Annotated in this window: 21 protein-coding genes; 11 read left to right on the plus strand and 10 right to left on the minus strand. The window is 62.6% G+C overall.

Translation table 11 applies throughout. The annotated features are described in order from the left end of the window. Positions 1 to 121: 121 nt before the first annotated feature. From ACP7BV_RS20680 to tsaB, 4 genes are read right to left on the minus strand one after another with little or no spacing between them, the layout of a single operon-like run. Positions 122 to 1,081: a DUF1853 family protein gene (locus ACP7BV_RS20680; protein WP_426106471.1), complete on the minus strand. Its 960-nt coding sequence runs from the start codon at positions 1,079 to 1,081 to the stop codon at positions 122 to 124. Further along, on the minus strand, positions 1,065 to 1,961 hold the full coding sequence (locus ACP7BV_RS20685) for a uracil-DNA glycosylase family protein (protein ID WP_426106472.1): 897 nt from the start codon (positions 1,959 to 1,961) through the stop codon (positions 1,065 to 1,067). The genes ACP7BV_RS20680 and ACP7BV_RS20685 overlap by 17 nt, the downstream gene beginning before the upstream one ends. Then, positions 1,958 to 2,428, minus strand: a complete 471-nt coding sequence (gene rimI, locus ACP7BV_RS20690) for a ribosomal protein S18-alanine N-acetyltransferase (RefSeq protein ID WP_426106473.1) — start codon at positions 2,426 to 2,428, stop codon at positions 1,958 to 1,960. The genes ACP7BV_RS20685 and rimI overlap by 4 nt, the downstream gene beginning before the upstream one ends. Then, positions 2,425 to 3,126, minus strand: coding sequence for a tRNA (adenosine(37)-N6)-threonylcarbamoyltransferase complex dimerization subunit type 1 TsaB (gene tsaB / locus ACP7BV_RS20695; RefSeq protein WP_426106474.1), 702 nt, complete (start codon positions 3,124 to 3,126; stop codon positions 2,425 to 2,427). The genes rimI and tsaB overlap by 4 nt, the downstream gene beginning before the upstream one ends. Positions 3,127 to 3,193: 67 nt before the next feature. On the opposite strand from tsaB, the gene ACP7BV_RS20700 reads away from it, so the two are divergent. After that, positions 3,194 to 3,619 (plus strand): thioredoxin family protein, encoded by a 426-nt coding sequence (locus ACP7BV_RS20700; protein ID WP_426106475.1) that lies wholly within the window; start codon positions 3,194 to 3,196, stop codon positions 3,617 to 3,619. 53 nt (positions 3,620 to 3,672) lie between these two features. Here ACP7BV_RS20700 and ACP7BV_RS20705 read toward each other — a convergent pair whose 3' ends face one another. Further along, on the minus strand, positions 3,673 to 6,789 hold the full coding sequence (locus ACP7BV_RS20705) for a bifunctional diguanylate cyclase/phosphodiesterase (protein WP_426106477.1): 3,117 nt from the start codon (positions 6,787 to 6,789) through the stop codon (positions 3,673 to 3,675). A 178-nt stretch (positions 6,790 to 6,967) separates the two neighbouring features. On the opposite strand from ACP7BV_RS20705, the gene ACP7BV_RS20710 reads away from it, so the two are divergent. Further along, positions 6,968 to 7,474: a DUF1993 domain-containing protein gene (locus ACP7BV_RS20710; RefSeq protein WP_426106478.1), complete on the plus strand. Its 507-nt coding sequence runs from the start codon at positions 6,968 to 6,970 to the stop codon at positions 7,472 to 7,474. A gap of 317 nt (positions 7,475 to 7,791) precedes the next feature. On the opposite strand, the gene ACP7BV_RS20715 is transcribed toward ACP7BV_RS20710, so the two are convergent. Together ACP7BV_RS20715 and ACP7BV_RS20720 are read right to left on the minus strand one after the other, a co-directional pair. Beyond that, on the minus strand, positions 7,792 to 8,004 hold the full coding sequence (locus ACP7BV_RS20715; protein WP_426106479.1) for a DUF1289 domain-containing protein: 213 nt from the start codon (positions 8,002 to 8,004) through the stop codon (positions 7,792 to 7,794). Next, a complete protein-coding gene (locus ACP7BV_RS20720) occupies positions 7,985 to 8,554 on the minus strand; it encodes a DUF1415 domain-containing protein (protein WP_426106480.1) in 570 nt (189 codons plus the stop codon). Before ACP7BV_RS20720 ends, ACP7BV_RS20715 begins: the two co-directional genes overlap by 20 nt. Before the next feature lie 438 nt (positions 8,555 to 8,992). On the opposite strand from ACP7BV_RS20720, the gene ACP7BV_RS20725 reads away from it, so the two are divergent. From ACP7BV_RS20725 to ACP7BV_RS20740, 4 genes are all read left to right on the plus strand, one after another. After that, positions 8,993 to 10,369, plus strand: coding sequence for a transglycosylase SLT domain-containing protein (locus ACP7BV_RS20725; protein ID WP_426106522.1), 1,377 nt, complete (start codon positions 8,993 to 8,995; stop codon positions 10,367 to 10,369). A 372-nt stretch (positions 10,370 to 10,741) separates the two neighbouring features. Next, the gene (locus ACP7BV_RS20730) at positions 10,742 to 12,148 is read left to right on the plus strand and encodes a DEAD/DEAH box helicase (RefSeq protein ID WP_426106481.1); all 1,407 of its coding nucleotides are present in this window, start codon (positions 10,742 to 10,744) and stop codon (positions 12,146 to 12,148) included. A gap of 253 nt (positions 12,149 to 12,401) precedes the next feature. After that, positions 12,402 to 12,824 (plus strand): hypothetical protein, encoded by a 423-nt coding sequence (locus tag ACP7BV_RS20735; RefSeq protein ID WP_426106482.1) that lies wholly within the window; start codon positions 12,402 to 12,404, stop codon positions 12,822 to 12,824. Between the two features lie 77 nt (positions 12,825 to 12,901). Continuing rightward, the gene (locus ACP7BV_RS20740) at positions 12,902 to 14,005 is read left to right on the plus strand and encodes an OmpA family protein (RefSeq protein WP_426106483.1); all 1,104 of its coding nucleotides are present in this window, start codon (positions 12,902 to 12,904) and stop codon (positions 14,003 to 14,005) included. 210 nt (positions 14,006 to 14,215) lie between these two features. On the opposite strand, the gene senA is transcribed toward ACP7BV_RS20740, so the two are convergent. Beyond that, entirely contained in the window at positions 14,216 to 15,424 is a 1,209-nt protein-coding gene (senA, locus tag ACP7BV_RS20745) for a selenoneine synthase SenA (protein ID WP_426106484.1), read from the minus strand. Between the two features lie 24 nt (positions 15,425 to 15,448). Between senA and senB the strand changes: the two genes are divergently transcribed. From senB to selD, 3 genes are all read left to right on the plus strand, one after another. Next, the gene (gene senB, locus ACP7BV_RS20750) at positions 15,449 to 16,423 is read left to right on the plus strand and encodes a selenoneine biosynthesis selenosugar synthase SenB (RefSeq protein ID WP_426106485.1); all 975 of its coding nucleotides are present in this window, start codon (positions 15,449 to 15,451) and stop codon (positions 16,421 to 16,423) included. Positions 16,424 to 16,448: 25 nt separating this feature from the next. Next, a complete protein-coding gene (locus tag ACP7BV_RS20755; RefSeq protein ID WP_426106486.1) occupies positions 16,449 to 17,582 on the plus strand; it encodes a GGDEF domain-containing protein in 1,134 nt (377 codons plus the stop codon). Positions 17,583 to 17,695: 113 nt separating this feature from the next. Continuing rightward, positions 17,696 to 18,754 carry a selenide, water dikinase SelD gene (gene selD, locus ACP7BV_RS20760; RefSeq protein ID WP_426106487.1) on the plus strand — a complete coding sequence of 353 codons (1,059 nt, stop codon included), beginning with the start codon at positions 17,696 to 17,698 and terminating at the stop codon, positions 18,752 to 18,754. Positions 18,755 to 18,867: 113 nt separating this feature from the next. Here selD and ACP7BV_RS20765 read toward each other — a convergent pair whose 3' ends face one another. Next, positions 18,868 to 18,999: a hypothetical protein gene (locus ACP7BV_RS20765; RefSeq protein WP_426106489.1), complete on the minus strand. Its 132-nt coding sequence runs from the start codon at positions 18,997 to 18,999 to the stop codon at positions 18,868 to 18,870. Between the two features lie 137 nt (positions 19,000 to 19,136). Here ACP7BV_RS20765 and ACP7BV_RS20770 point away from each other — a divergent pair, with 137 nt between their 5' ends. Together ACP7BV_RS20770 and leuA are read left to right on the plus strand one after the other, a co-directional pair. Then, on the plus strand, positions 19,137 to 19,508 hold the full coding sequence (locus tag ACP7BV_RS20770) for a DUF1428 domain-containing protein (RefSeq protein ID WP_426106490.1): 372 nt from the start codon (positions 19,137 to 19,139) through the stop codon (positions 19,506 to 19,508). A 359-nt stretch (positions 19,509 to 19,867) separates the two neighbouring features. Further along, the gene (leuA, locus tag ACP7BV_RS20775; protein ID WP_426106491.1) at positions 19,868 to 21,538 is read left to right on the plus strand and encodes a 2-isopropylmalate synthase; all 1,671 of its coding nucleotides are present in this window, start codon (positions 19,868 to 19,870) and stop codon (positions 21,536 to 21,538) included. Between the two features lie 104 nt (positions 21,539 to 21,642). Here the strand turns inward: leuA and ACP7BV_RS20780 are convergent, their stop codons facing one another. After that, positions 21,643 to 22,119 carry a hypothetical protein gene (locus ACP7BV_RS20780; protein ID WP_426106492.1) on the minus strand — a complete coding sequence of 159 codons (477 nt, stop codon included), beginning with the start codon at positions 22,117 to 22,119 and terminating at the stop codon, positions 21,643 to 21,645. Between the last annotated feature and the right edge of the window lie 147 nt (positions 22,120 to 22,266).

Consider the following 22,266-nt stretch of genomic DNA (forward strand, 5'->3'; position numbering starts at 1 on the left):
TACATCGTCCTCGCGCACGCGGGAACCCATGGAACGGTTCATCTGAGCAACCGTTCCGTAGATCACCGCGTGCGCGATGATAATGTAAGGATGTGCAACTGAGTTGGCAAACGCCATTGTTTCAAGTATTTTGCGAGATCAGCTTTTGGCGGAACGCGGCGCGCGCGCGCCAATCGTCGGGAACAATAAACCCGCGCGCCGTTTCCACCAGCAGGCCATCCCCTTCTTCCTGCCGCACGGCAGCGACCAGCACGGGCATCGGCGCCGTCTCAAAGCGCGCCGCCAGATGCGCGCGCAACTGCGCGCGACTCAATACATCGGCATGGCCACGGTATGGCGCCAGCCACTGCAACCGCGGCAGCACCACAAACGCATCATCGTCGAGCAAATCGACGTCCCCCACCGCGCACCAGAACCCGCGGCAATGCTGGGCCGAGATGCCGTCCATGCCCCCCCCCGCGCCGGCCGGATAGAACAGCCAGCCCTTGACCAGCGCGCGCGCGCGGACCACGGGCCGCGGCAGCACGGCCTGCGCCGCCGGATGGCTGCCCAGCGCCAGCTGCCTGTCAAAAATCTTGCGCATCTTGGCGCCAAGGCTGTCGGCCAGGTTAGGCCCGACAAAGGTGTCAAAGCGCGAGGCGGCCTCGCCTTCGAGCAGGTAGAACTTGGTCGCAAACTCGATATGCTCCACCGCGTCCGGCCCGGCATCGAGCAGGAAATCAAACTCGCCCACCGTGTCGTTACGCGCGGCGCGCACCTGTAACCCGTGGGCGACCAGCATGCCGTGCTCGCGAAAATAAAAGGCCATCAGCTTTTCGGCATACAGGCCAAGGCGGGTGTACACCCGCTCGCCCAGTTCGGCGTTCAGGCTTGACGGATCCTGGTCCACGCGCGCCAGCCAGGCGTCGGTGTCAAGCGGCAGGGCGCCCAGGCTGGCAACGCGCCCTTCCCAGTGCGGATCGCGCGGATCGAGCAGGTCCGGCGCGTCGAGCAGCCACGCCAGGGCGCGCACGTGCGGCTGCACCAAGTGAGCCCAGCGCCGCTGAAAATGCGCCTGGTAGGTGTCAGCCACGGCCGTCATGCGCGCGCGCCAGACACAGGTCGGCCCAGGCCAGCGCCTTGTCGGCTCCGCGCCGCAGCAATTCGCCCGGATGCAGCGTGGCCACCAGCTTGACGCCGTTGATCTCATGCACCTGCCCGCGCGAACCGGCCAGCGGCTCTTGCAGCGGTTTGCCCTGCAGCGCATTGGCCGCGATCTGGCCCAGCGTGAGCACCATGGCAGCGCCGGTCAAGGCCAGTTCACGCTCCAGGTACGGACGGCAGGCGTTCGCTTCTTCGAGCGTGGGCGCGCGCTCGCCTCCGTTGGCGCTGGCTGGCCGGCACTTGATGAGGTTGGTCGTATACACCTCGGTATCGCGCGCAAGGTCGACCGCGGCCAGCATGTTGACCAGCAGTTTGCCGGCGTCCCCGGCGAGCGGCGTGCGCTCCTTTTCGTCGGCGGCGGTAGTAGCGCCCGCAGCGACCAGCCACCTGGCCTGCTGCGCACCGCTGCCGTAGACCGGTTTGCGGCCCTTGCACAGGTCGCAGCGCTGGCAGCTGGCGATGGCCGCCTTGAGCTGGACCCAGTCCATGGCGGCGATCTCCTCGTCCGTGACCGCCGGCGCCGCAGGCTCGTCGCCCCATGCCGAATCAAGCACGGGCGTGGGAGCGCGCGCGGGCAAGTGCGCTTCGGAATACGGCACCGAAGGCGGCGGCGTACGGGCCGGCAGGTGGGCTTCGGAATACGCGACCGGCGCCGGCGCTGGCTCGGCTACCGGCTGGCGAACTGGCTCGACTATCGGCTCGCTTATCGGCTCGCTTATCGGCGCCGCAACTGCGTCTGGTGCCCCGCGCAAGCTCCAGAGCGGCGTGATGCCCATCTCCTGGAGGAAGGCGGCGCTGCGGCTGTCGATACCGTTCATAGGGTGAACCTCATCACGATGGCGTCCTCGCGTTGCCCGTTGTGGGCCGGGTAGTAAGCCTTGCGGCGACCAATTTCAGTAAAACCGTATTGTTCATACACTTTCAGCGCGCGCAGGTTCGACGGGCGCACTTCAAGCAGGATCGACGCCATCGACAGCCCGCGCGCGCAGGCGCACACCTTGTCGAGCAGGTACAGACCCAGGCCTTCGCGCTGGCGCGGCTTGGCCACCGCCACGTTGAGCAGATGCGCTTCGTCGACGATGGGCATCAGCAGAAAATAGCCGACCAGGAGCCCGGCATCCTCGCGCAGCGTCCAGCTGTTGTAGCCGCTGGCGAGCGAGTCGATGAAGTTCCCGCGCGACCACGGGTGCGGGTAGACGCTGGTCTCAAGTGCAAACACCTCGTCGACGTCGCCCACCACCATCGGCGCGTAGACCAGCTGATCAGGGTCGCGCAGCATGCTCATGCGACGGCCTTGGCGGCGTTAATCGCCAGCCGCTCGGCGCTGGTGTAGGCGATCTTGTTGCGCAAATAAAGCGGCTGGGCCTGGGCTGCCGGCACGGCCAAGCCGGCGGCCAAAGCGTCCAGCGCCAGCTCGGCCAACTGCCGCGCGTGCGGCATGATGTCGGTCAGCGCGGCGGCGGCGTACGCTCGCCCTTGAAAGGCATCCGGATAGGCGGCAAAGCCGTTGCCGCAAGCGGTCAAGGGGCCATCGGTGACAAGCGGTGCAACAGCGGCCGGGGCGCACAAGGCCGGACCGGCGACCAGCTGCGCGCCGCGGTACTGGGCCCAGTAGACTTCACCCATGCGCGCGTCGAGCACGGCCAGCACGTCGGCCGCGCCCGTTTGCTGGCGGCAGGCGAGCGCCATGGCGTCCAGCGTGACCAGCGGCAGTACCGGCAGGCCCGCGCCGTAGGCCAGGCCCTGGGCAATGCCGCACGCGGTGCGCACGCCCGTAAAAGAGCCGGGGCCGGCGCCAAAGGAGATGGCGTCGCACTGGGCCAGGCTGATGCCGGCTTCGGCCAGCAGTTCCTGGACCATCGGCAGAATCGCCTGGGAATGGGTGCGCACGCCCGACGATTCGCGCGACAGCACGGTGGCGCCGTACAGCAGAGCGCACGACGCGGTCTCGGACGAGGTTTCAATAGCGAGGATGATAGGCATCCCCGTATTTTAACCCGACCGCGCGGCGATCGAGCAGTGCAATGCCGGGCAAGGTAGAATGCGGCTCATGCACAGCCACACACTTGACGAGCGCAACCGCGGCACCACTTCCCAGGCCCTGGCCGGGGGCGAGTGGCTTGTCGCCTGCCTGTGCGCGGCCTGGTGCGGGACCTGCGGGTCGTACCGGGCCGCGTTCGAGGCGCTGGCCGCGCGCCACCCGGACAAGCATTTCGTGTGGATCGATATCGAAGACCAGGCCGATGTGGTCGGGGACCTGGATGTGGATAATTTTCCGACCTTGCTGATCCAGCGGCATGACGTGGTGGCGTTTTTCGGGACCGTGCTGCCCGATCCCGTGCTGGCCGAGCGGATATTGCTGTCGCAGGTGGCGCAGTCGGATGCGGAATTGGCACGCCAGGCGCAGGGCAGCGAGGAGCGGCGCACATGGCAGCGCGAGTGCAACTTGCGCACGCTGCTGGGAAACGCACCCTGAGCACGGCCGTAGGTCGGAAAAGGGGGCCGCCCAGGCTCGCGCTTTTCCGGTATCTACGGTTTCCAGTTCGTCAGCAGCACTGCAGGCAATAGCGGCCGGCTGTAGAAATACCCCTGCGCCAGGTTGCAACCATGGCGCAGCAGGAACGCCGCCTGCTCCTCGGTCTCCACACCCTCTGCGATCACCGACAAATTCAAGCTCTTACCAAGCTGGATAATCGCGATCGCAATCGCTTCGTCGTTCACATCCGTCGAAATATCCTTGATGAAGCTGCGGTCGATCTTGAGCGTTTGCACCGGCAGCTGCTTGAGATAGGCCAGCGACGAATAGCCGGTCCCAAAATCGTCAATCGCCAGCCCCACCCCAATCGAGTGCAGGTCGTTGATGAACACCAGCGCGTCGCCGGTATTCATGATCACCGACTCCGTCACTTCAAGCTGCAGGCGCTGCGGCTCGAGCCCCGTCTCTTTGAGTATCTCGCTCACCATGTTGACAATGCTGCCGCGCTCGAACTGCTTGACCGACAAGTTGACCGCGATCTTCGGCACGTACAGCCCCGCCTCCTGCCAGCGCACCATCTGCCGGCATGATTCGTACAGCACCCACTTGCCCAGCTGGTTGATGAAGCCCGTGTCTTCGGCCAGCGGAATGAAGCGCACCGGCGGCACGGTGCCGAGCTCCGGATTATCCCAGCGTACCAGCGCTTCCACCCCGATCAGGCGGCCGGTATCGATTTCAATCTGCGGCTGGTAGTTGAGGTAGATTTCGTTCTTGTCGATCGAGCGGCGCAGCATCGCTTCCAGGCGCAAGCGCTCGACGCCCTCGCCCGTCATCGACGGCGCGTAAAACTGGTAGCCGTTGCGCCCGCGCGCCTTGGCCTGGTACATGGCGACGTCGGCGTTCCGGATCAGCATATTCAGGTCGGCGGCGTCGTTCGGATACAAACTGATGCCCACGCTGCCGGTGACGAACAACTCGTAGTCCGACACCATGAACGGCTCCTCGAACATGGCCATCAGCTTTTCGGCCACGTGGCCGGCGCCGAACTGGCCGTCGACGTTCTCGAGCAGGACGATGAATTCGTCGCCGCCCAGGCGCGCCAGCGTGTCGCCGTCGCGCAGGCGGCCCGCCAGGGCGGCCGCCACCTGTTTCAGCAGCTCGTCGCCCACGTGGTGGCCGAGCGTGTCGTTGACGTTCTTGAAACGGTCCAGGTCAATGAACAGGACGGCCAGCTGGCGATGGTCGCGCCCGGCGCGCTGCAGCGCGTGCTGCAGGCGGTCGTGGAACAGCAGGCGGTTGGGCAGCGCCGTCAGCGGGTCGTGGTGCGCCATGTGATCGAGCTTGTCCTGCGACTCCTTGACCTTGGTGATGTCGCTAAATACGCCCACATAGTGGGTGGTCGCGCCGCTGTTGTCGCGCACCGCCGAAATGGTCAGCCACTCCAGGTACAGCACGCCGTTCTTGCGCCGGTTCCAGATCTCGCCGCGCCAGAAGCCCGTTACGGCCAGTTCATTCCACAGCACCGTATAAAAGGCGCTGTCGTGGCGCGAGGAGCGCGTGAGCGTCGAGTCCTGCCCCAGCGCTTCCATCTCGGTGTAGCCGGTGATCTGGGTGAACGCGGGGTTGATAGCGATGATGCGGCCATCGAGCCCAATGACCATCACGCCGTCGGCGATGTGTTCGAGCACCGTGGCCGACAGGCGCAGTTTTTCTTCAGCCTGGCGGCGCTCGGTGACGTCGGCGTAGACCCAGATGCTGCCGTCGGACGGATGCAGCGGGTCGAGCGCGCGTCCGCTCAACAGGCACCAGAACAGCGTGCCGTCGCTGCGCCGGTACTGGCGCTCTTCGCTGAAGTTGCGGTCCAGCGCCAGCGCGGCGTACTGCACCCTGCCGGCCGTTTCATACGCTTCCTGGTTGGCGAACACCATGGCCGTCGACTGGCCCACCATCTCGCTGTTGGTGTAGCCGAACAGCTCTTCGCAGCGGCGGTTGACCGAGACCACGCGCCGTCCGCGCACGAACATCACGCCGAACATGACGTTGTCGAGGATGGCCGACTGCTCGGCCAGCAAGCCTTCGATGCGCATCTCGTTGTGTTTGCGCTCGCTGATGTCGGAGATGATGCCGTCGATCCAGTCCGCGCCGCCGGCCGGGTCTTTCTGCGGCTGGCCGTGTTCGGCCACCCAGCGCTCGGTGCCGGAAGCGTCGGTGATGCGGTATTCGATGGTGTAAGGGCGGCCATCGGCGAGCGCCCCCTTCACCGTGCGCGCGTGCATGCGGCGGTCTTCCGGGCAGACGATGTCGGACCATTTGTCCGACGAGGTGCGCATCAGCAGCGCGGCCGGGTAGCCGGAGATGTCTTCGATGGCGTCGCTGACAAAGTCGATCGGCCCGCCCGGACGCACGCGAAACACGGCGCCCGGGACCTGGGTAACGATGGTGCGAAAGCGTTCCTCGCGCCGGCCGATGTCTTCGAACAGGCGCTTGATGGCGACCCGCATTTCTTCCATCTGGCCGGCCAGGCGTCCGAGCTCGTCGCTGCCGCTCAAGTCTAGCCGCGTTTCAAAGTCGCCGTGCGAGAGACGATCCGAAAAATTCATCAGTTTGCGCAGCGGGACCAGCAGCCGACGGTTCAGGAACAGCACGATGAGCAGCAGCGAAATGGTCAGCTGGAAAGCGAGCACAAAGGCATAGTTGCTCTGCTTGTTGTGCAGGTCTTGCTGGCTGCGGGCGTCATCCATCTCGACGACGATGCGGCCGATGCGCTCGCCGCGCACAAGAATGTCGCGCTCGGCGCGAAACACATTGCCGATCGGGCGATTGGGCGAATGCACGTTCATGAACTGGGTATCGGACTGGCCGATCACCTGGATCTGCAGCACCGACGGGTCGCGCATGACCGACTCGACCAGCGACTGGGCTGAATCGGCGTTCATGTTCCAGAGCGACTCCTGCATGCCGAGCGCGAGGATGTCGGCATTGCGCTGAAGCGATTCGTTGAGCGCCGTCTTGGCCGACTTTTGCTCCTGCACGCCGATCAGCACATAGCTGCCGACGATGGCAGGAATGACCAGCCCGCCAAAGACGACCAGCAGCAGCGCGCCATAAATTGACAGGCCGTACAGCGCACCGAGCCGGGCGCGAAGACGTTGGTAGACGGTATCAGGCATTCAAGAAGGGGATCAACGTTTTTTTCATGGATAAGCGCGGCAAGTTATTCCAAATGGATTATGCACGGAAAGTGACGCCGAAGCCATGAAGCAAGCGCCATCCAAACGGAAACAGCCCATGCCGAGCGGGATGGGCTGCAACTTGTTATGATCGCAGCACTTTTCAAAGGGGAATTCCATGACTTTTTCCATGTACGAGGCATCCGTGCCGGTTTTCAAGCAGATCCTGACCAGCCTGTCCGCCATCCTGGACAAGGCAGAAGCGCACGCAACCGAAAAAAAGATCGAGCCGAACGCCTTGCTGCAAGCGCGTTTGTACCCGGACATGTTCCCGCTGGCGCGCCAGGTGCAGGTGGCGTGCGATTTTGCCAAGGGCGCATCGGCCCGGCTGGCCGGCGTGGATGTGCCGCGCTACGATGATACCGAGCAGTCGTTTGCAGATTTGAAGGAACGCATTGCCACGGTGATCGCGTTTATCGACGGTTTGCCGCAAGATGGGATCGAGGCCAGCGCGCAGCGCGATATCAGCACCAGCAGCGGGGCCAATGCCAAGCAGTTCAAGGGGCAAGTGTATTTGATGCATTATGCGCTGCCGCATTTTTACTTCCATGCGACGACCGCGTATGCGATTTTGCGGCATAACGGGGTGGAAGTGGGCAAGAAGGATTTTATTGGCAGTTTCTAACTGCACCTCTCTATAGAGGTGTAGCGACATCGTTCTCGCCAATGCAGCGGTCCGATGGTCCCATGGAGTATTGAACCCACATCGTCCTCGCCCACGAGGCTGTCGCAAAATGGTCGGATATCGCGTAGGTCGGAAAAGGGCAAGGCCCGCATTCCGACATGCGCCGCCGAGACGCATGGCGGAATGCGGGCCTCGCCCTTTTCCGCCCTACATTGACGGGGCTCGCGACCAGCGCCAATGCGCGCAAACGTTTTGCCGCAGCCTCGTGCGCGAGGACGATGTGCGTTTCTGCGTGAATGTGCTTACTGTTATTACTGTTAAGTATTCCGGCGCGGATAACCCTGGCTCAGGATTCTCTGCCACACCAGTTCCTTCTCCTGCGCACTCATCGACACCCAATGGGCCACCTCGATCACGGTGCGCCCGCAGCCGCGGCACACATCATCAAAGGTCGTTGAGCACACCGCCACGCACGGCGTATCGGCCCTTTCGGGCACGCTCACGGGCGCCTCATTTGGCAGGGCCGACATCGAGCTTGTCCCAGCCGTCATGGCCCAGTTTTTGCAACGTCTCGATATTCTTGTCGAAAATATCTTCGGCCTCGGGAAACGCCTCGACCGCGCGGCTGATGCTCTCCTCGCGCAGCAAGTGCAGAATCGGGTACGGCGAGCGGTTGCTGTAGTTGCCGATATCGTTCACATCACTGTCGGCGAACTGATAGTCAGGGTGGAAACTGGCCACCTGCAACTCGCCATCCACCTGCATGTCTTCCACGGCAGCATCCGCCACGTCCAGAAATTCGTTGTAGTCGAGAAAATCGTTCAGTACAAAAGGATGAATCAGCAGGGTCGTGTCAGTCACTTCCGGGGCCGTGTCCGAGAGCCGTTGCAGTTCGTCCATCAACGTTTCCAGCAAGGCTTCAGGGGTCGTCGCGTTCGAGACGACATAGCGCACTTGCTGCTTGACGTGGACCGCTTTGGCAAAGGGGCAAAGGTTCAGGCCGATCACGGCTTTTTCAAGCCAGTTGCGGGTGGCGGCGATGATCTGGTCATCGTCGGCGTGGGGATTGGGGGTGTTCATGGGATGCTTTCGTCAAGTCTGGCAGGTTGCGCCGTCCCTAAATTGTAACCATTCTTTGCGGGTACTCATAGTTTAGCAACGGAGCGGGAGTACTTTAAAGACGGACGCGGCGTTGAATTGGTATTGCCGGATAGAATCTTACCTATTCATCAACAGCTGCAAAAAGCGCCCTTTCCAACGGGGGGATAATGCAGATACTCCCCCTCAGTATCGTGTTTCACGCATGCGAAAATGACACGTATGTTTGCCATTTTTATCGCATACTCCCGCCAATTGGTCTGTGCCGCGGCAGCCGGACCGGGCCAAATAGTTGCCATAAAATTTACCGTCGTTACAATCAATTGGCTTGACTCGACAAGCGAACGCTACGTACACTCCGAACTTATCTGTCGTCAGTCCAAAGTTCCAGGACGCAACTATGGAAGTGCCATGACCGAAATGACTCGCACCAAAGCAGCGCTCGCAGTATTGGCTTTCACGTTCGCACCGGCTCTTTGCCATGCGGACAGTACCCCGGCTACCGCCCTTGCCGCGCCTGCAGCTGTCGCGCCCGCCAATGCCACGCCATTCGCCGCCGCCAAGCCACTGCAGTTGCCGCAGTTTTCGTCCCTCAAGGTGGATGAATTCAAGGAAACCGACGTCTGGGGCCGCATCCGCACCGGTTACGCCATCCCGGATATCAGCAATGCGCTGGTCGACAAGCACGTCAACTATTACAGCTCGCGCCCGGAATACCTGGCCCGCATCTCGACCCGCGCCAACCGCTACATGTTCCACGTTGTCCAGGAACTGGAAAAGCGCAACATGCCGACCGAGCTGGCCTTGCTGCCGATTATCGAGTCCGCGTTCAATCCGCAAGCCTATTCCAGCGCCGACGCTGCCGGCATGTGGCAATTTGTGCCGGGCACGGGTCGCGACTACAACCTCAAGCAGAACATGTTCAAGGACGAGCGGCGCGGTGTCGTTGCCTCGACCGACGCCGCCCTGACTTACCTGCAAAAGCTGTACACCATGTTCGGCGACTGGCCATTGGCCCTGGCCGCCTACAACTGGGGTGAAGGCAACGTGCAAAAAGCCATCAAGCGCAACCAGGCGATGGGCAAACCGACCGACTACGAAAGCCTGTCCGAGCTGATGCCCGCTGAAACGCGCAACTACGTGCCCAAGCTGCAAGCGGTCAAGAACATCATCGCCAACCCGGCCCAGTTCAACGTGTCGCTGCCGGCGATCGACAACACGCCGTATTTCACCGCCGTCGACAAGACCGGCGACATCGATCTGACCCTGGCGGCGCAATTGGCCGAACTGTCGGTCGACGAATTCAAGGCGCTCAATCCGCAGTTCAACCGCCCCGTCATCACCGGTGGCGAGCAAACCAAGATTTTGCTGCCGCAGCATAATGCGGAGAAATTCCGCCTGAACCTGGCATCGTGGGGCCGCGCCCTGTCGACCTGGACCACGCACAAGATTTCCGGCGCGCGCGAAACAATCGCCTCGCTCGCGTCGCGCTTTGGCACCACGCCGGAAGTGATTCGCCAGGCCAACAATATTCCCGGGAAATCGGGCGTCAGCCTGGGCTCGACCATCCTGGTGCCCAAGACGTCGGCCTCGGTCAATGTCGATATTGCCGAGCACGTGGCCGACAGCGCCGTCATGTCGCTGCAGGCCGAGCGCACGGCCCGCCCTGCCCGCGCGCAAAAGATGAGCAACGCCGAACGCATCAAGGCCAAGATGGCTTCGCTGTCGGGCCGCGTCTCGAAAGGCGCGCTCAAGACCGCGGCGGACAGCCCGCGCCGCAAGTCGCGCAACGGTTGATTGTGCCAAAAGTAAAGGCCGGCCGCGCTCACCCGCCGCCGGCTTTTTCCGTTTTTGGTGGCCACACGCAACGCATTACCCTATACAACTACAGTGAAAGTACTGTATAGTCTTGTTTGTGCGCTGCAGTATGTTTTGTTGCAGCCGACTTAAGCAGTAAAAAACTAGCAGCTTCGCAAGCCTGGGCATATCCACCGGATTGCCCGTATAAAGCCCTCCCGCCTTTGGTGTCGCACCTGACACCGTCCCGGCGCAAAGCTTTTGTGCCGAAATTTCTTTCATCCTGAGTCATTTCGTTGTTGTGGTTGGCGTTGCTATTTTGCGTCCGGAGCATCTGCTCGGGCGCTGATTTCTATCGAAAGAAAAGAACACATGAGTTTTGAAGCACTAGGCCTCCACGCGTCTATCGTAAAAGCAGTGACCGATGCCGGTTACACCAAGCCGACCCCAGTTCAGGAGCAAGCCATTCCTGCTGCGATCGAAGGACGCGACTTGCTCGTGTCGTCGCAGACCGGTTCCGGCAAGACGGCAGCATTCATGCTGCCAGCACTCCACAAATTCGCTGTCGCCGAGCAATCAGCAGCCGCCAAGACCGCAGCCCAGGAAGCGCAATCTGCGCGCGCCCGCGGCGAGCGTCCACGTTTCAAGGCAGCCCAGCCTAAAATGCTGGTACTGACCCCAACGCGCGAACTGGCACTGCAAGTGACCAGCGCCACCGAAAAATACGGCACCCAGATCCGCCGCATCAAGGCTGTATCGATCCTGGGCGGCATGCCTTATCCTAAGCAGATGCAATTGCTGGCCCGTAACCCGGAAATCCTGGTCGCGACCCCTGGCCGTCTGATCGACCATATGGAATCGGGCAAGATCGATTTCTCGGAACTGGAAATCCTGGTCCTGGACGAAGCTGACCGCATGCTGGACATGGGTTTCATCGACGATATCGAAAAGATCATCGCCGCCACCCCGTCGAACCGCCAGACGATGCTGTTTTCGGCAACCCTGGACGGCATGGTCGGCAACATGGCGCGCCGCATCACGACCAACCCGCAGATCATCCAGATCGCCGGTTCCGCTTCCAAGCACGAGAACATCTCGCAGCGCGTTCACTTCGTCGACGATTTGTCGCACAAGAATCGCCTGCTCGACCATTTGCTGCGCGACGAAACGCTGGACCAGGCCGTGGTCTTCACCGCCACCAAGCGTGACGCCGACACCATCGCCGACCGCCTGAACATCGCCGGTTTCTCGGCCGCAGCACTGCATGGCGACATGCACCAAGGCGCGCGTAACCGCACGCTCGACGGTCTGCGCCGCGGCCAGGTCAAGGTACTCGTTGCCACCGACGTTGCCGCGCGCGGTATCGACGTGCCGAACATCACCCACGTGTTCAACTACGACCTGCCAAAGTTCCCCGAGGACTATGTGCACCGTATCGGCCGCACCGGCCGTGCCGGTCGCAATGGCCTGGCGATCTCGCTGGTGAACCATGCCGAAGGCATGAACGTCAAGCGTATCGAGCGCTTCACCAAGCAGCTCATTCCGGTCAACGTCATCGAAGGCTTCGAGCCGAAGAAGACGGCGTCCGCGCCACGTTCGGCAGCGCGTCCTGGTTCGTGGAAGCCGGGCGACAACCGCGCGGCCGCGGCCAAGCCGGGCCAGCGTACCTTCAGCAAGCCTAGCGCTCCGCGCAAGGAAGGCGCAACGGCCGGCGGCGGCTACAAGGGTTCGAACCCGCGCTCGACCGACGGCGCCCGTCGTTCGTACGGCGATCGTTAATCGATGCCATGAGCTCTCGCGCAAGCGGGAGTCTCCATCAAGACGGCTGCTTCGGCGGCCGTTTTTTTCGCCTTGTGAAAAGATTGCCGGTGCTACGCAAGTGATAATATGTATTCAAGGAAATTTAATCGGGGAGAGCGGTGCGTCTCGAACGTTTTTGTGCCGTCATGTGCCTGGCCGCAGCCCGCGGCGAGAACGCAGAGCGCATGAAGCCGCGAACAGGTAAGACGGCCGCCACCGCAGTTGCGGGAAAATGGCGCTGCTGGCACTGGCGTGTGCGCTTGCGGGCGCCGCGCAAGTGGGCAGCGCTGTTGCCGGCGAGATGTACAAGTGCCGCTCCGTTCAGGGAAAGCTCGCCTATTCGCGCCAGCCTTGCCCTGGTAACGACAAGGTTATCCGACAGTTCACCGTGCCCGCACCTGCCATCGACGAAGGCGACCGCGACCGCGCTGTTGTCAGCGCGGCGCAGCGCACGCGCAATAATACCCAACAATTATTCATTCTGGAGCTGAACCGGCACCGTCGCGAACAGGAAGACGAGCGGCGCGCCGCGAACCAGCGCAACGAGGCACGCAACGCAAAGTGGCAGCGCGAAATCGATGGTGCGAATGCCAAGGCGCTTGCGCAGCGACGCGCCAACGGGTATGTGACTTGCATGGCGCCCCATGGGTGCTGAGCGCTGGCGGTCCACTACCCTTGCCGCCTAATTTGTGATAATGTTGCAAATTATTTATCTATTTAGCGAGCCAGCACATGTCCACACCATTTAAACCCGCCCTGTGCCTGACGCTCTGCGTTGCGCTTGCCCTGTCCGCTTGCAAGCCGAAACCGGGCGAGCCCACCGCGGAGCAAAAAGCGGCGGCGGCGGCAGCAGCAGCGGGGACGCCCGCTCCTGCTGCAGCTCCTGCTGCCGCGCCCGCGGCAGTGCCGGCGGCCGTGCCCGCACAGGCCAGCTCGGCGGCAATAGCCGACCTGGACAAGGTCGCCGTGATCGCAAAGCCGCTGCCACCGTTCCCGTATATCGACTATCCGCCCGCCGTGGACGAAAGCGCGCGCGAAACCAAGGAATCGGATTTCGACCAGGTTGGCGTTGTCGTCGGCGACAAGGTGCTGATGGTCGAAGGACGCATGAAACTTAGCGGCTTTTTGCTGCGCGACGCAAAAATCTCGGAGTTTCAGGCAAGGCGCGACTATACAAAAGCAGCGCTTGATATGGGCGGCGTAAAAGTCAACACGCTGGCGCCGAAGGAAGACGCTTTTTATGCAGCCAATGGCATGGGCGGCGAGCGGACCGAGGCCATCGACCAGAAGCGCTATGAGCTGGATAAAAAAACGCACTACCAGGCGCCGCTGTCCTACGACGTGTATTTCCTGCCTACGGCGGCGGGTCGCAGGTGGCTGGTGTTGATGTTTGGCGATGACCGCGTGCGCATGCTGGCGCTCGAAGAAAAGACGACCGCCTCCTCGGTCAAGCTGGTGGCCGCCGCCGCCATCAAGTCTGCGCTGGACAGCAAGGGTCACATCGCGCTGTACATTAATTTTGACACCGACAAGGCCGTGCTGCGCGCCGAGGGCAAGCCGGCCGTGAATGAAATCGCGACGCTGATGAAAAAGGAAAGCACGCTCAAGCTGACCGTGGAAGGACATACCGACAATGTCGGCGAGGCCAAGCACAACGTGGCGTTGTCGCGCGCGCGGGCGCAAGCGGTGGTCGATACGCTGGTCAAGGATGGTATTGACGGCGTGCGGCTGACCGCTGCAGGGCTCGGTGCGGACAAGCCGATTGCCGATAATGGCAGCGATGAGGGGCGGGCAAAAAACCGCCGTGTCGAGTTGGTGAAGGTTGTGAAGGGATAAGCGACAGCTAACGTAGGCAGCTAACGTAGGCAGCTAACGTAGGCAGCTAACGTAGGCAGCTAACGTCGGCAGCTAACCCAGCCAGTTGGCGTACCGACCTGCGGTACAAGCTGTGAGAGACGGGCGCAGGCTCCTCGCGGCCTTGCTGAACAAGGTCCGCGATGTCGCTTCAACGTCAGTCCTGATGCCGCTTTTGCACGCCCGGCGCTTTCAATAGGCACAAGTCCGAAAGCCGGCAAAGATATCGTCGCGCTCGGGCAGGTAAAAATTGCGGTACCTGGCCGACGCCATCCTGGCCTGCGTGGCGAACGACGCGCCGCGCAGCACTTGGTGCGTGGTGAACCACGGCGCTGAATATTCGCGGTAACGGTCCGCCACAAAGCCCGGATACGGCTCAAAGGGCGAGGCCGTCCACTCCCACAACTGCCCCCACCGAAAGCCGGCCTGCCCCGACAGCGCCGCATACTCCCATTCCGCTTCGGTCGGCAAGCGGCGCCCGATCCAGGCGCAATAGGCCTGCGCTTCGTACAGATTCACATGACGCACCGGTTCGGCGGGCGCAAGGGTCGACAAACGTCCCATGCGCATGCTGCGCCAGTTGGCGCCGTCGCGCTGCCAGTAGCGCGGCGACGAGCGCTCCTGCTGCATCAGCCAGGCGCTGCCGGCCACGCTCCAGAACTGGCGGTTCTGGTAGCCGCCGTCGGCCATGAACTCGGCAAACTGCGCATTGGTCACCACCCCCGAATCGACCTCGAACGGGGCCACGTAGCACTGGTGCGCGGCCCGCTCGTTGTCGAACGTAAAACCGCCCTCTTGGGCGCCGAGCATGATGGTCCCGCCGGGATAGCGAATCGCCGCGCCCGGCGTGTGCGACGGCTCGTCGCGCGAGAGCGCCAGCGGCACTTGCACCCCCAGCGTTTGCAAGGTGATCAGCAGCGCTTCGCCGTGCATGTCTTCGTGCGCCAGCGCCAGCCGGTACGGATACAGCGCGGCGTCGGTGCCCGGCTCGCGCGCCAGTTTGTCGAGCACGCGGTCGTGCACTTCGTGGCAGTAGGTTTTCAGCGCGCCGGCACTTGGCAGGTCGAGCGTCCAGCGCGAGCGGTGCGGCACCAGGTTCGAATCGAACCAGTCGTCGCCGCGCGTGAGCAGGCAATGGTGCTGGGCATCGGCCGGGTGGCTCGAGCGCGCCTCGCGCAAAATGAACCATTCGGCGAACCAGGCGGTGTGGCCCAGTTCCCACAAGGGCGGATTGATGGTGGCGATGTGGGGCACGCGCGCCAGCGCCTCAAAGCCGGCCTCGGCGCAGCAATCGAACAGGCTCAGCGTATAATTTCTCGCCCCTTGCAACGCGTCGGCCAGCTGCTGCCCCTTGGCATGCCGGAACGACGGCGATGTCGGTGATGTTATAGAGTTCATCATTCAATTGTAGCGACTTTTCCGAGGATGCCGGTGTCAACCAAGCACGTGCTGATCGTCAGCCCCGCCCTGGCGCGGGAAAATAACGGCAATTGGCAAACCGCCAGGCGCTGGTGCCACTTCCTGCGCAGCCGCTACCAGGTAACGATCGCGTCCGACTGGAACGGCGACGCCAGCGCGCCCGACCTGCTGATCGCGCTGCACGCGCGCCGTTCGGCCGCCGCCGTGGCCGCTTTTGCCCGGGCGTATCCGGCCCGCCCCTGCGTGCTGGTGCTCACCGGGACCGACCTGTATCGCGACATTGACACGGCGAGCGAGGCCCAGGCCTCGCTCGCGAGCGCGGGCGCCCTGGTGCTGCTGCAAAGCGACGGCATGGCGCAGCTTGCGCCCGCTTTGCGTGCCAAGACGCACGTGATTTACCAGTCGGCGCCAGCGCTGCGTCCGGTGGCGCATGGCGCGCAGCGGCGCTATTACGATGTCTGCATGATCGGCCATTTGCGCGCCGAAAAAGACCCGCTAACCTTCATGCGCGCCAGCACGCTCGTCACCAGCGCCAAGGCACGCCTGCTGCACATCGGCGGCGCGCTTGAGACCGCCCTGGGCCAGGCCGCCAACGCCACCGTCGCCAGCAATGCGCGCTACCGGTGGCTGGGCAACCTGGCGCACGGCGTCACCCGCCGGCGCCTTGCCCGCAGCCACGCGATGGCAATCTGTTCGCTGATGGAAGGCGGCGCCAACGTCATCATTGAAGCGGTAACCAGCGGCGTACCGGTGCTGGCCAGCGACATCAGCGGCAACCGCGGCATGCTGGGCGACGACTATGCCGCTTATTTTCCGGTCGGCGACGCGGCCGCCCTCGCCCGCCTGATCGATCGCAGCATCGACGACCCGGCGTTCCATGCCTTGCTAAAGGCGCAATGCGCGGCGCGTGCCGCCTTGTTCGCTCCGGAAAAGGAACGCAACAGCTTGTTGCAATTGGTAGATAATATGTTCCGAGGATAATTTTTTGCCTGAGGAAAAATAAGCCATGAATACGGCACGGATTCCCGCCGCGGCAAGTACCTGGCAGCGCCTGGTCACGCTCGTGTTGACCGACGACTTCCGCCAGCGCCGCCGCATCGTCATGGTCTTGATGACGGCGGTGCTGTATATGGTGTGTCTCGCGCTGCTCACTTACGGGGTAGTGTTTGGCATTTTCGCCGGCCAGGGTGTGATCGTGCTCGGCATCCTGTGCGCATTGACGGCGACTGTTTTTTACGCGCTCGTGCGCAGCGGCCTGAACCTGCGGTTTTCCGAACCTTCGCTGGCCTTTCCCCAAGCCATGGTCGCGCAAACGCTGGTAGCCACCGCCTACGCGGTCAGCGGCCCGGCGCATGCCGCCAACCTGATCTTCCTGGCCATGGTGATGTTTTTCGGCATGTTCGACATGCGCCTGCGCAACGTGCGCATCCTGATGTTTTACACAATTGGTTTGATTGGCGCGGTGATGGCGTGGAAATCCCATGTCGACCCGCTGGTCTACCCATGGGTGCTGGAGCTGATCTACTTTGCGACGGCCACCACCGCCCTGCCCGCGATCTCGTCGCTGGCGGTGCAACTGACCAAGATGCGCAACCGCCTGCGCAGCCAGAAACAGGAGCTCGAAGCGGCCCTGGCCCACATTCGGCAAGTGGCCACCCACGACGAATTGACCAAGCTGGCCAACCGGCGCCACATGATTGCGCTGCTGGGCGAGCACATCACCCGCCACGCGCGCGGCGGACCCGGCTTTTCGGTCGCGCTGGCCGACATCGATCACTTCAAGAACGTCAACGATACCTACGGGCACCGGGTGGGCGACGAAGCGCTGGTCGCCTTTGCCGCCCAGGCGCGCGCCCACTTGCGCAATACCGACATCATCGCGCGCTGGGGCGGCGAGGAATTTTTGTTGCTGTTGCCCGAAGCGCCGCCCCCGGGCGACCCGAACGTGGGCATCGAACGGCTGCGCGCGGCGCTGGCCGTGGCCGAGGCCAGCGCACAGGCGCCGCACTTGCGCATCGCGTTTTCGACCGGCATCACGCGCTATATCGACGGCGAACAGATCGACGACATGATTGAACGCGCTGACCGCGCCCTGTATGCCGCCAAGGCCGGCGGTCGCAACCGGACCGCACTTCTGTAAGCACAGCATCAGGCGCGCCTGCCGGGGACGGCACCAAGATGCGTGAATCTGCCGGCCGACGCCGTTTCGGTCATAATCTCACGCATTGATATTACTTCAGAGATGAACACACCATGAGCAATACGCCCGAACAAGCCATCAAACTGACCTCGTTCTCGCACGGAGGCGGCTGCGGCTGCAAGATCGCGCCCGGCGTGCTGGCCGAGATCCTGAAAAATTCGACCGGCTTTCCCGTTCCCAAGGAACTGATGGTCGGCATCGAAACGGCTGATGACGCCGCCGTCTACAAGCTCAACGACGAGCAGGCGCTGATCGCCACCACCGATTTTTTCATGCCGATCGTCGACGACCCGTATGATTTCGGCCGCATCGCCGCCACCAACGCCATTTCCGACGTGTACGCCATGGGCGGCACCCCGATCATGGCGCTGGCCCTGGTGGGCATGCCGATCAACAAGCTGCCGCTGGAAACGATCGGCCTGATCATCCGTGGCGGCGAAGCCATCTGCGCCGAAGCGGGCATCCCGATCGCGGGCGGACACACCATCGATTCGGTCGAGCCGATCTACGGGCTGGTGGTGCTCGGCCTGGTGCACCCGTCCAAGGTCAAGCGCAATGCCGACGCCCGCGCCGGCGACGTGCTGGTGCTGGGCAAGCCGCTCGGCGTGGGCGTGCTCTCGGCCGCCCTCAAGAAAGATGCGCTGGGCGCCGACGGCTACGCGGCGATGATCGAGAACACCACCAAGCTGAACAAGCCGGGCAAGGCACTTTCCGAAATGGCCGGCGTGCATGCGCTGACCGACGTCACCGGTTTCGGCCTGCTGGGGCACTTGCTGGAACTGGCGCGCGGCGCCAAGCTGACGGCGCAACTGCAGATGGCGCGCATTCCCTTGCTGCCCGGCGTCGAGCAACTGGCCCATGACGGCTTTTTTACCGGCGCCTCGGGTCGCAACTGGGATGCGTACGGCAAGGACATCACGCTAGCTCCGGCCATCACGCCGGCCCAGCAAGCCTTGCTGACCGACCCGCAAACTTCGGGCGGGCTGCTGGTGTCGTGCGACCCGGGCAGCGTGGACGAGGTGCTCGCACTGTTCACGCGCGAAGGCTTTGCCAGCGCCGCCGTGATTGGCAGCATGCAGGAGGGCGCCGCGCGCATCGACGTCCAGGTCTGATCTGGCGCCAGGCCATCTCGCCCGTTGGCTTTTTGCCGTGCTCGGCTCCGGGTGGAACCAGCTACGCGCGCCCCCACGCCCGGCTTGCCCGGGCGCTGGCCGGGTAAGCCGGCTCAGCGCCGGTCGCGCCGCCTTTGGCCGCGCAGCATGTCGAGCCTGCCCTGCGCCTCGGCCAGACCGTGGGCCACGTACAGCACCACGCCGGCGCCGCCAATTGCTGCAACTGCCATCAAGATGATTTCCATGATTACATTCCTTTTCAGTGAGCAATATCAACCTTCATCCCACTTTGCCACCAGGTTCCTTCACTCGGCTTGATCAATCGCAAGCGTTCATATCAAGCGTGCGCGGCGCGGGGGGGGGGTATGATCAAGATCTCACTTTGAAGGAGAACACGCCTTACATCGATGGATTTGTCCTTGCAGTCCCCAAGAACAAGCTGGACGAGTACCGCAAAGTTGCCACCCGCTGCGGCGAAATCTGGCGCGAACACGGCGCCTTGGCCTTTCGCGAAAACGTCGCCGACGACGTCAAGCCGGGCAAGCTGACCTCTTTCCCCCAGGCGGTCGACCTGCAGGAGGGCGAAACCGTCATCTTTTCCTGGATCGTCTACGCCTCGCGCGCCGCGCGCGACGAGATCAACGACAAAGTCATGAAAGACCCGCGCATGACCGAGCTGTTCAAACCTGAAAACATGCCCTTCGACGGCAAGCGCATGATCTACGGCGGCTTTGAATCGCTGATCGACATGTAGGTTTGTATAGATGAGTTTGTGCAACTAAGCGTTGACAAACAAAGCGGGCCTCACGTACAGTAGGACCATGACTTTCCCCCTGCACCTGTCGTCTTTCCTACTGCAAGCTGGCGCGCTATCGCCAGCTTCGCTACTAGCTGCACGCGCTTAAACAGCGCCGTGCACCGCCGGCTCCCAGCCGTCGATCAGTCGATTAGTACTTTTACCCCCGGAAAAGACCCATGTTCGCACCCATCACCACCCTGCTGCTACTGCTAAAGCTACCGATCGGTTGCCTGGCCTAGCGTTTCGTGGCCGCCCGGCAGCCTCTCGCCACACCGCGTCCCCTTTTTCGCCAGTCCCAACCGGAGCACCCAGACATGATTAGCAATCCAGCAGCCAAATATCGCGCCTTTCCCGCCATCGACTTGCTCGACCGCCAGTGGCCGACCCGGACCATCACGGCCCCGCCAATCTGGATGAGCACCGACCTGCGCGACGGCAACCAAGCCTTGATTGAACCGATGAGCACCGAAAAAAAGCTGCGTTTTTTCGACATGCTCGTCAACATCGGCTTCAAGGAAATCGAAGTGGGTTTTCCGTCAGCCTCGCAGACCGATTTCGATTTCGTGCGCACCCTGGTCGAAGAAAACCGCATCCCCGACGACGTGACGATCATCGTGCTGACCCAGGCGCGCGATGAACTGATCCGTCGCACGGTGGACTCGGCCGTGGGCGCCAAGCGCGCCATCGTTCACCTGTACAATTCTGTGGCCCCCGTATTTAGGCGCGTGGTGTTCAACATGACGCGCGAAGAAATTGTGGCCATTGCCGTCAACGGCACCACGCTGGTCAAGCAACTGGTGGCCAATCACCCGCAGACCGAGTGGGGCTTTGAATACAGCCCGGAATCGTTTTCCACCACCGAACTGGATTTTTCGCTGCAAATTTGCGACGCCGTCAGCGCCGCGTGGCAGCCTACACCGGCGCGCAAAATGATCTTCAATTTGCCGTCGACAGTGGAATGCAGCACCCCCAACATCTACGCCGACCAGATCGAATGGATGTCGCGCAAGCTGGCGCGGCGCGACGCCATCGTATTGTCGGTGCACCCGCATAACGACCGCGGCACCGCCGTCGCGTCGGCCGAACTGGCCGTGCTGGCCGGCGCCGATCGCGTCGAAGGCTGCCTGTTCGGCAATGGCGAGCGCACCGGCAACGTTTGTCTCGTGACGCTGGCCATGAACCTGTACACGCAAGGCGTGCACCCGGGCCTGGACTTTTCCGACATCGATAGCGTGCGCCAGCTGGTCGAGCAGTGCAACGAGTTGCCCGTGCACCCGCGCCATCCGTACGCGGGCGACCTGGTGTTTACAGCCTTTTCGGGCTCGCACCAGGATGCGATCAAGAAGGGCTTCGCACAGCAACAGAGCGACGCGCTGTGGGAAGTGCCGTACCTGCCGATCGACCCGGCCGACCTTGGCCGCGGCTACGACGCCGTCATTCGCGTCAACTCGCAGTCCGGCAAGGGCGGCATGGCTTACCTGCTTGAAAAAGATTACGGCCTGGCATTGCCGCGCCGCTTGCAGATTGAACTCTCGCGCGCCGTGCAAAAAGTGGCGGATGCCAGCGGACGCGAAATTTCCGCCGCCGGCATCCATGACATATTTTCCAGCGAATACCTCGAGCAGCAAAGTCCGTACGCGTATGCGGGCCACAAGATGGTGGAAGACACCAGCAGCGCCCAGCCGGTCCAGATCGACATTACGCTCTCGCACGCCAATGTGGTGCAGCAGCTGCAAGGCGGCGGCAACGGCCCGATCGACGCCTTTGTGGATGCGCTGGGACTCGATATCAAGCTGATGGATTACCATGAGCACTCGATCGGCTCGGGCGCCGACGCGCGCGCCGCGTGCTACGTGGAGTTGCGCCTGGCCGATGGCCCGACCGTGTTCGGCGCGGGCATCGACAGCAATATCGTGACCGCCTCGTTCAAGGCGGTGCTCAGTGCCGTGAACCGGGAACTGGTGCGCAGCGCAGTGAGCGCATAGCGGCATAGAGCTTGTCGCAAAGGTCAGTGCGAGAATACTTCGCACTGCAACGGAACGTCGGTCGGCAAAGCCGACCCCTTTGCGACAGCACCCCGCGAGCGCGTTTAATGCATCCCGGCGCGCGCGGTGCCGATGATGCGGCCTTCAACGGCCGCCACCAGCGGCGAGAGCTGGCGCGGACACGCCGCATCGACATAGGCGGTGGCGATCTCGAACGGATCGACCACGAATTCGCCGTTGGCGTACATGCTAAAATTACCCACCACGCAACGCCCGAACAAACGCGAACCCGGCGTTTCCTCGATATACCAGCCGCCGCCATACTGCTGCGCGAAATATTCGCCGATAAAATACATCATGCGCACCAGCAGCCAGCTGCGATCGTCAGCGTCGGCAATGGCCATGTCGGCCAGCGCTTTTTCCACATACGGCAAATAGTGGCCGGCTTGCGTGAGCACTTCCTGCGGCGGCTCGATGCCCAACGCGTCGATAAAGTCGACCAGCACCGGCGCCAGTTCGGCATGGAAGTGCTCGAAGGTAGCCTGTCGTTCGACGGGCGTGGCAGCGTGTTGGGATGGCATGGTTGCTCGAATTGCGTGGGATTGATCAAGTATTTTTCACAGCTCTGCCAAGCTTAACCGAAGGCGAACTCGGCAGGATAAATACTTATTCCTCTTGCGTTGACTTGACGCTTTGAACCAACACTGACGCCACCAAAATATCCGCAT

Source organism: Massilia sp. TSP1-1-2 (assembly GCF_049896185.1).
In the GTDB taxonomy this organism is placed as follows: domain Bacteria; phylum Pseudomonadota; class Gammaproteobacteria; order Burkholderiales; family Burkholderiaceae_D; genus Telluria_A.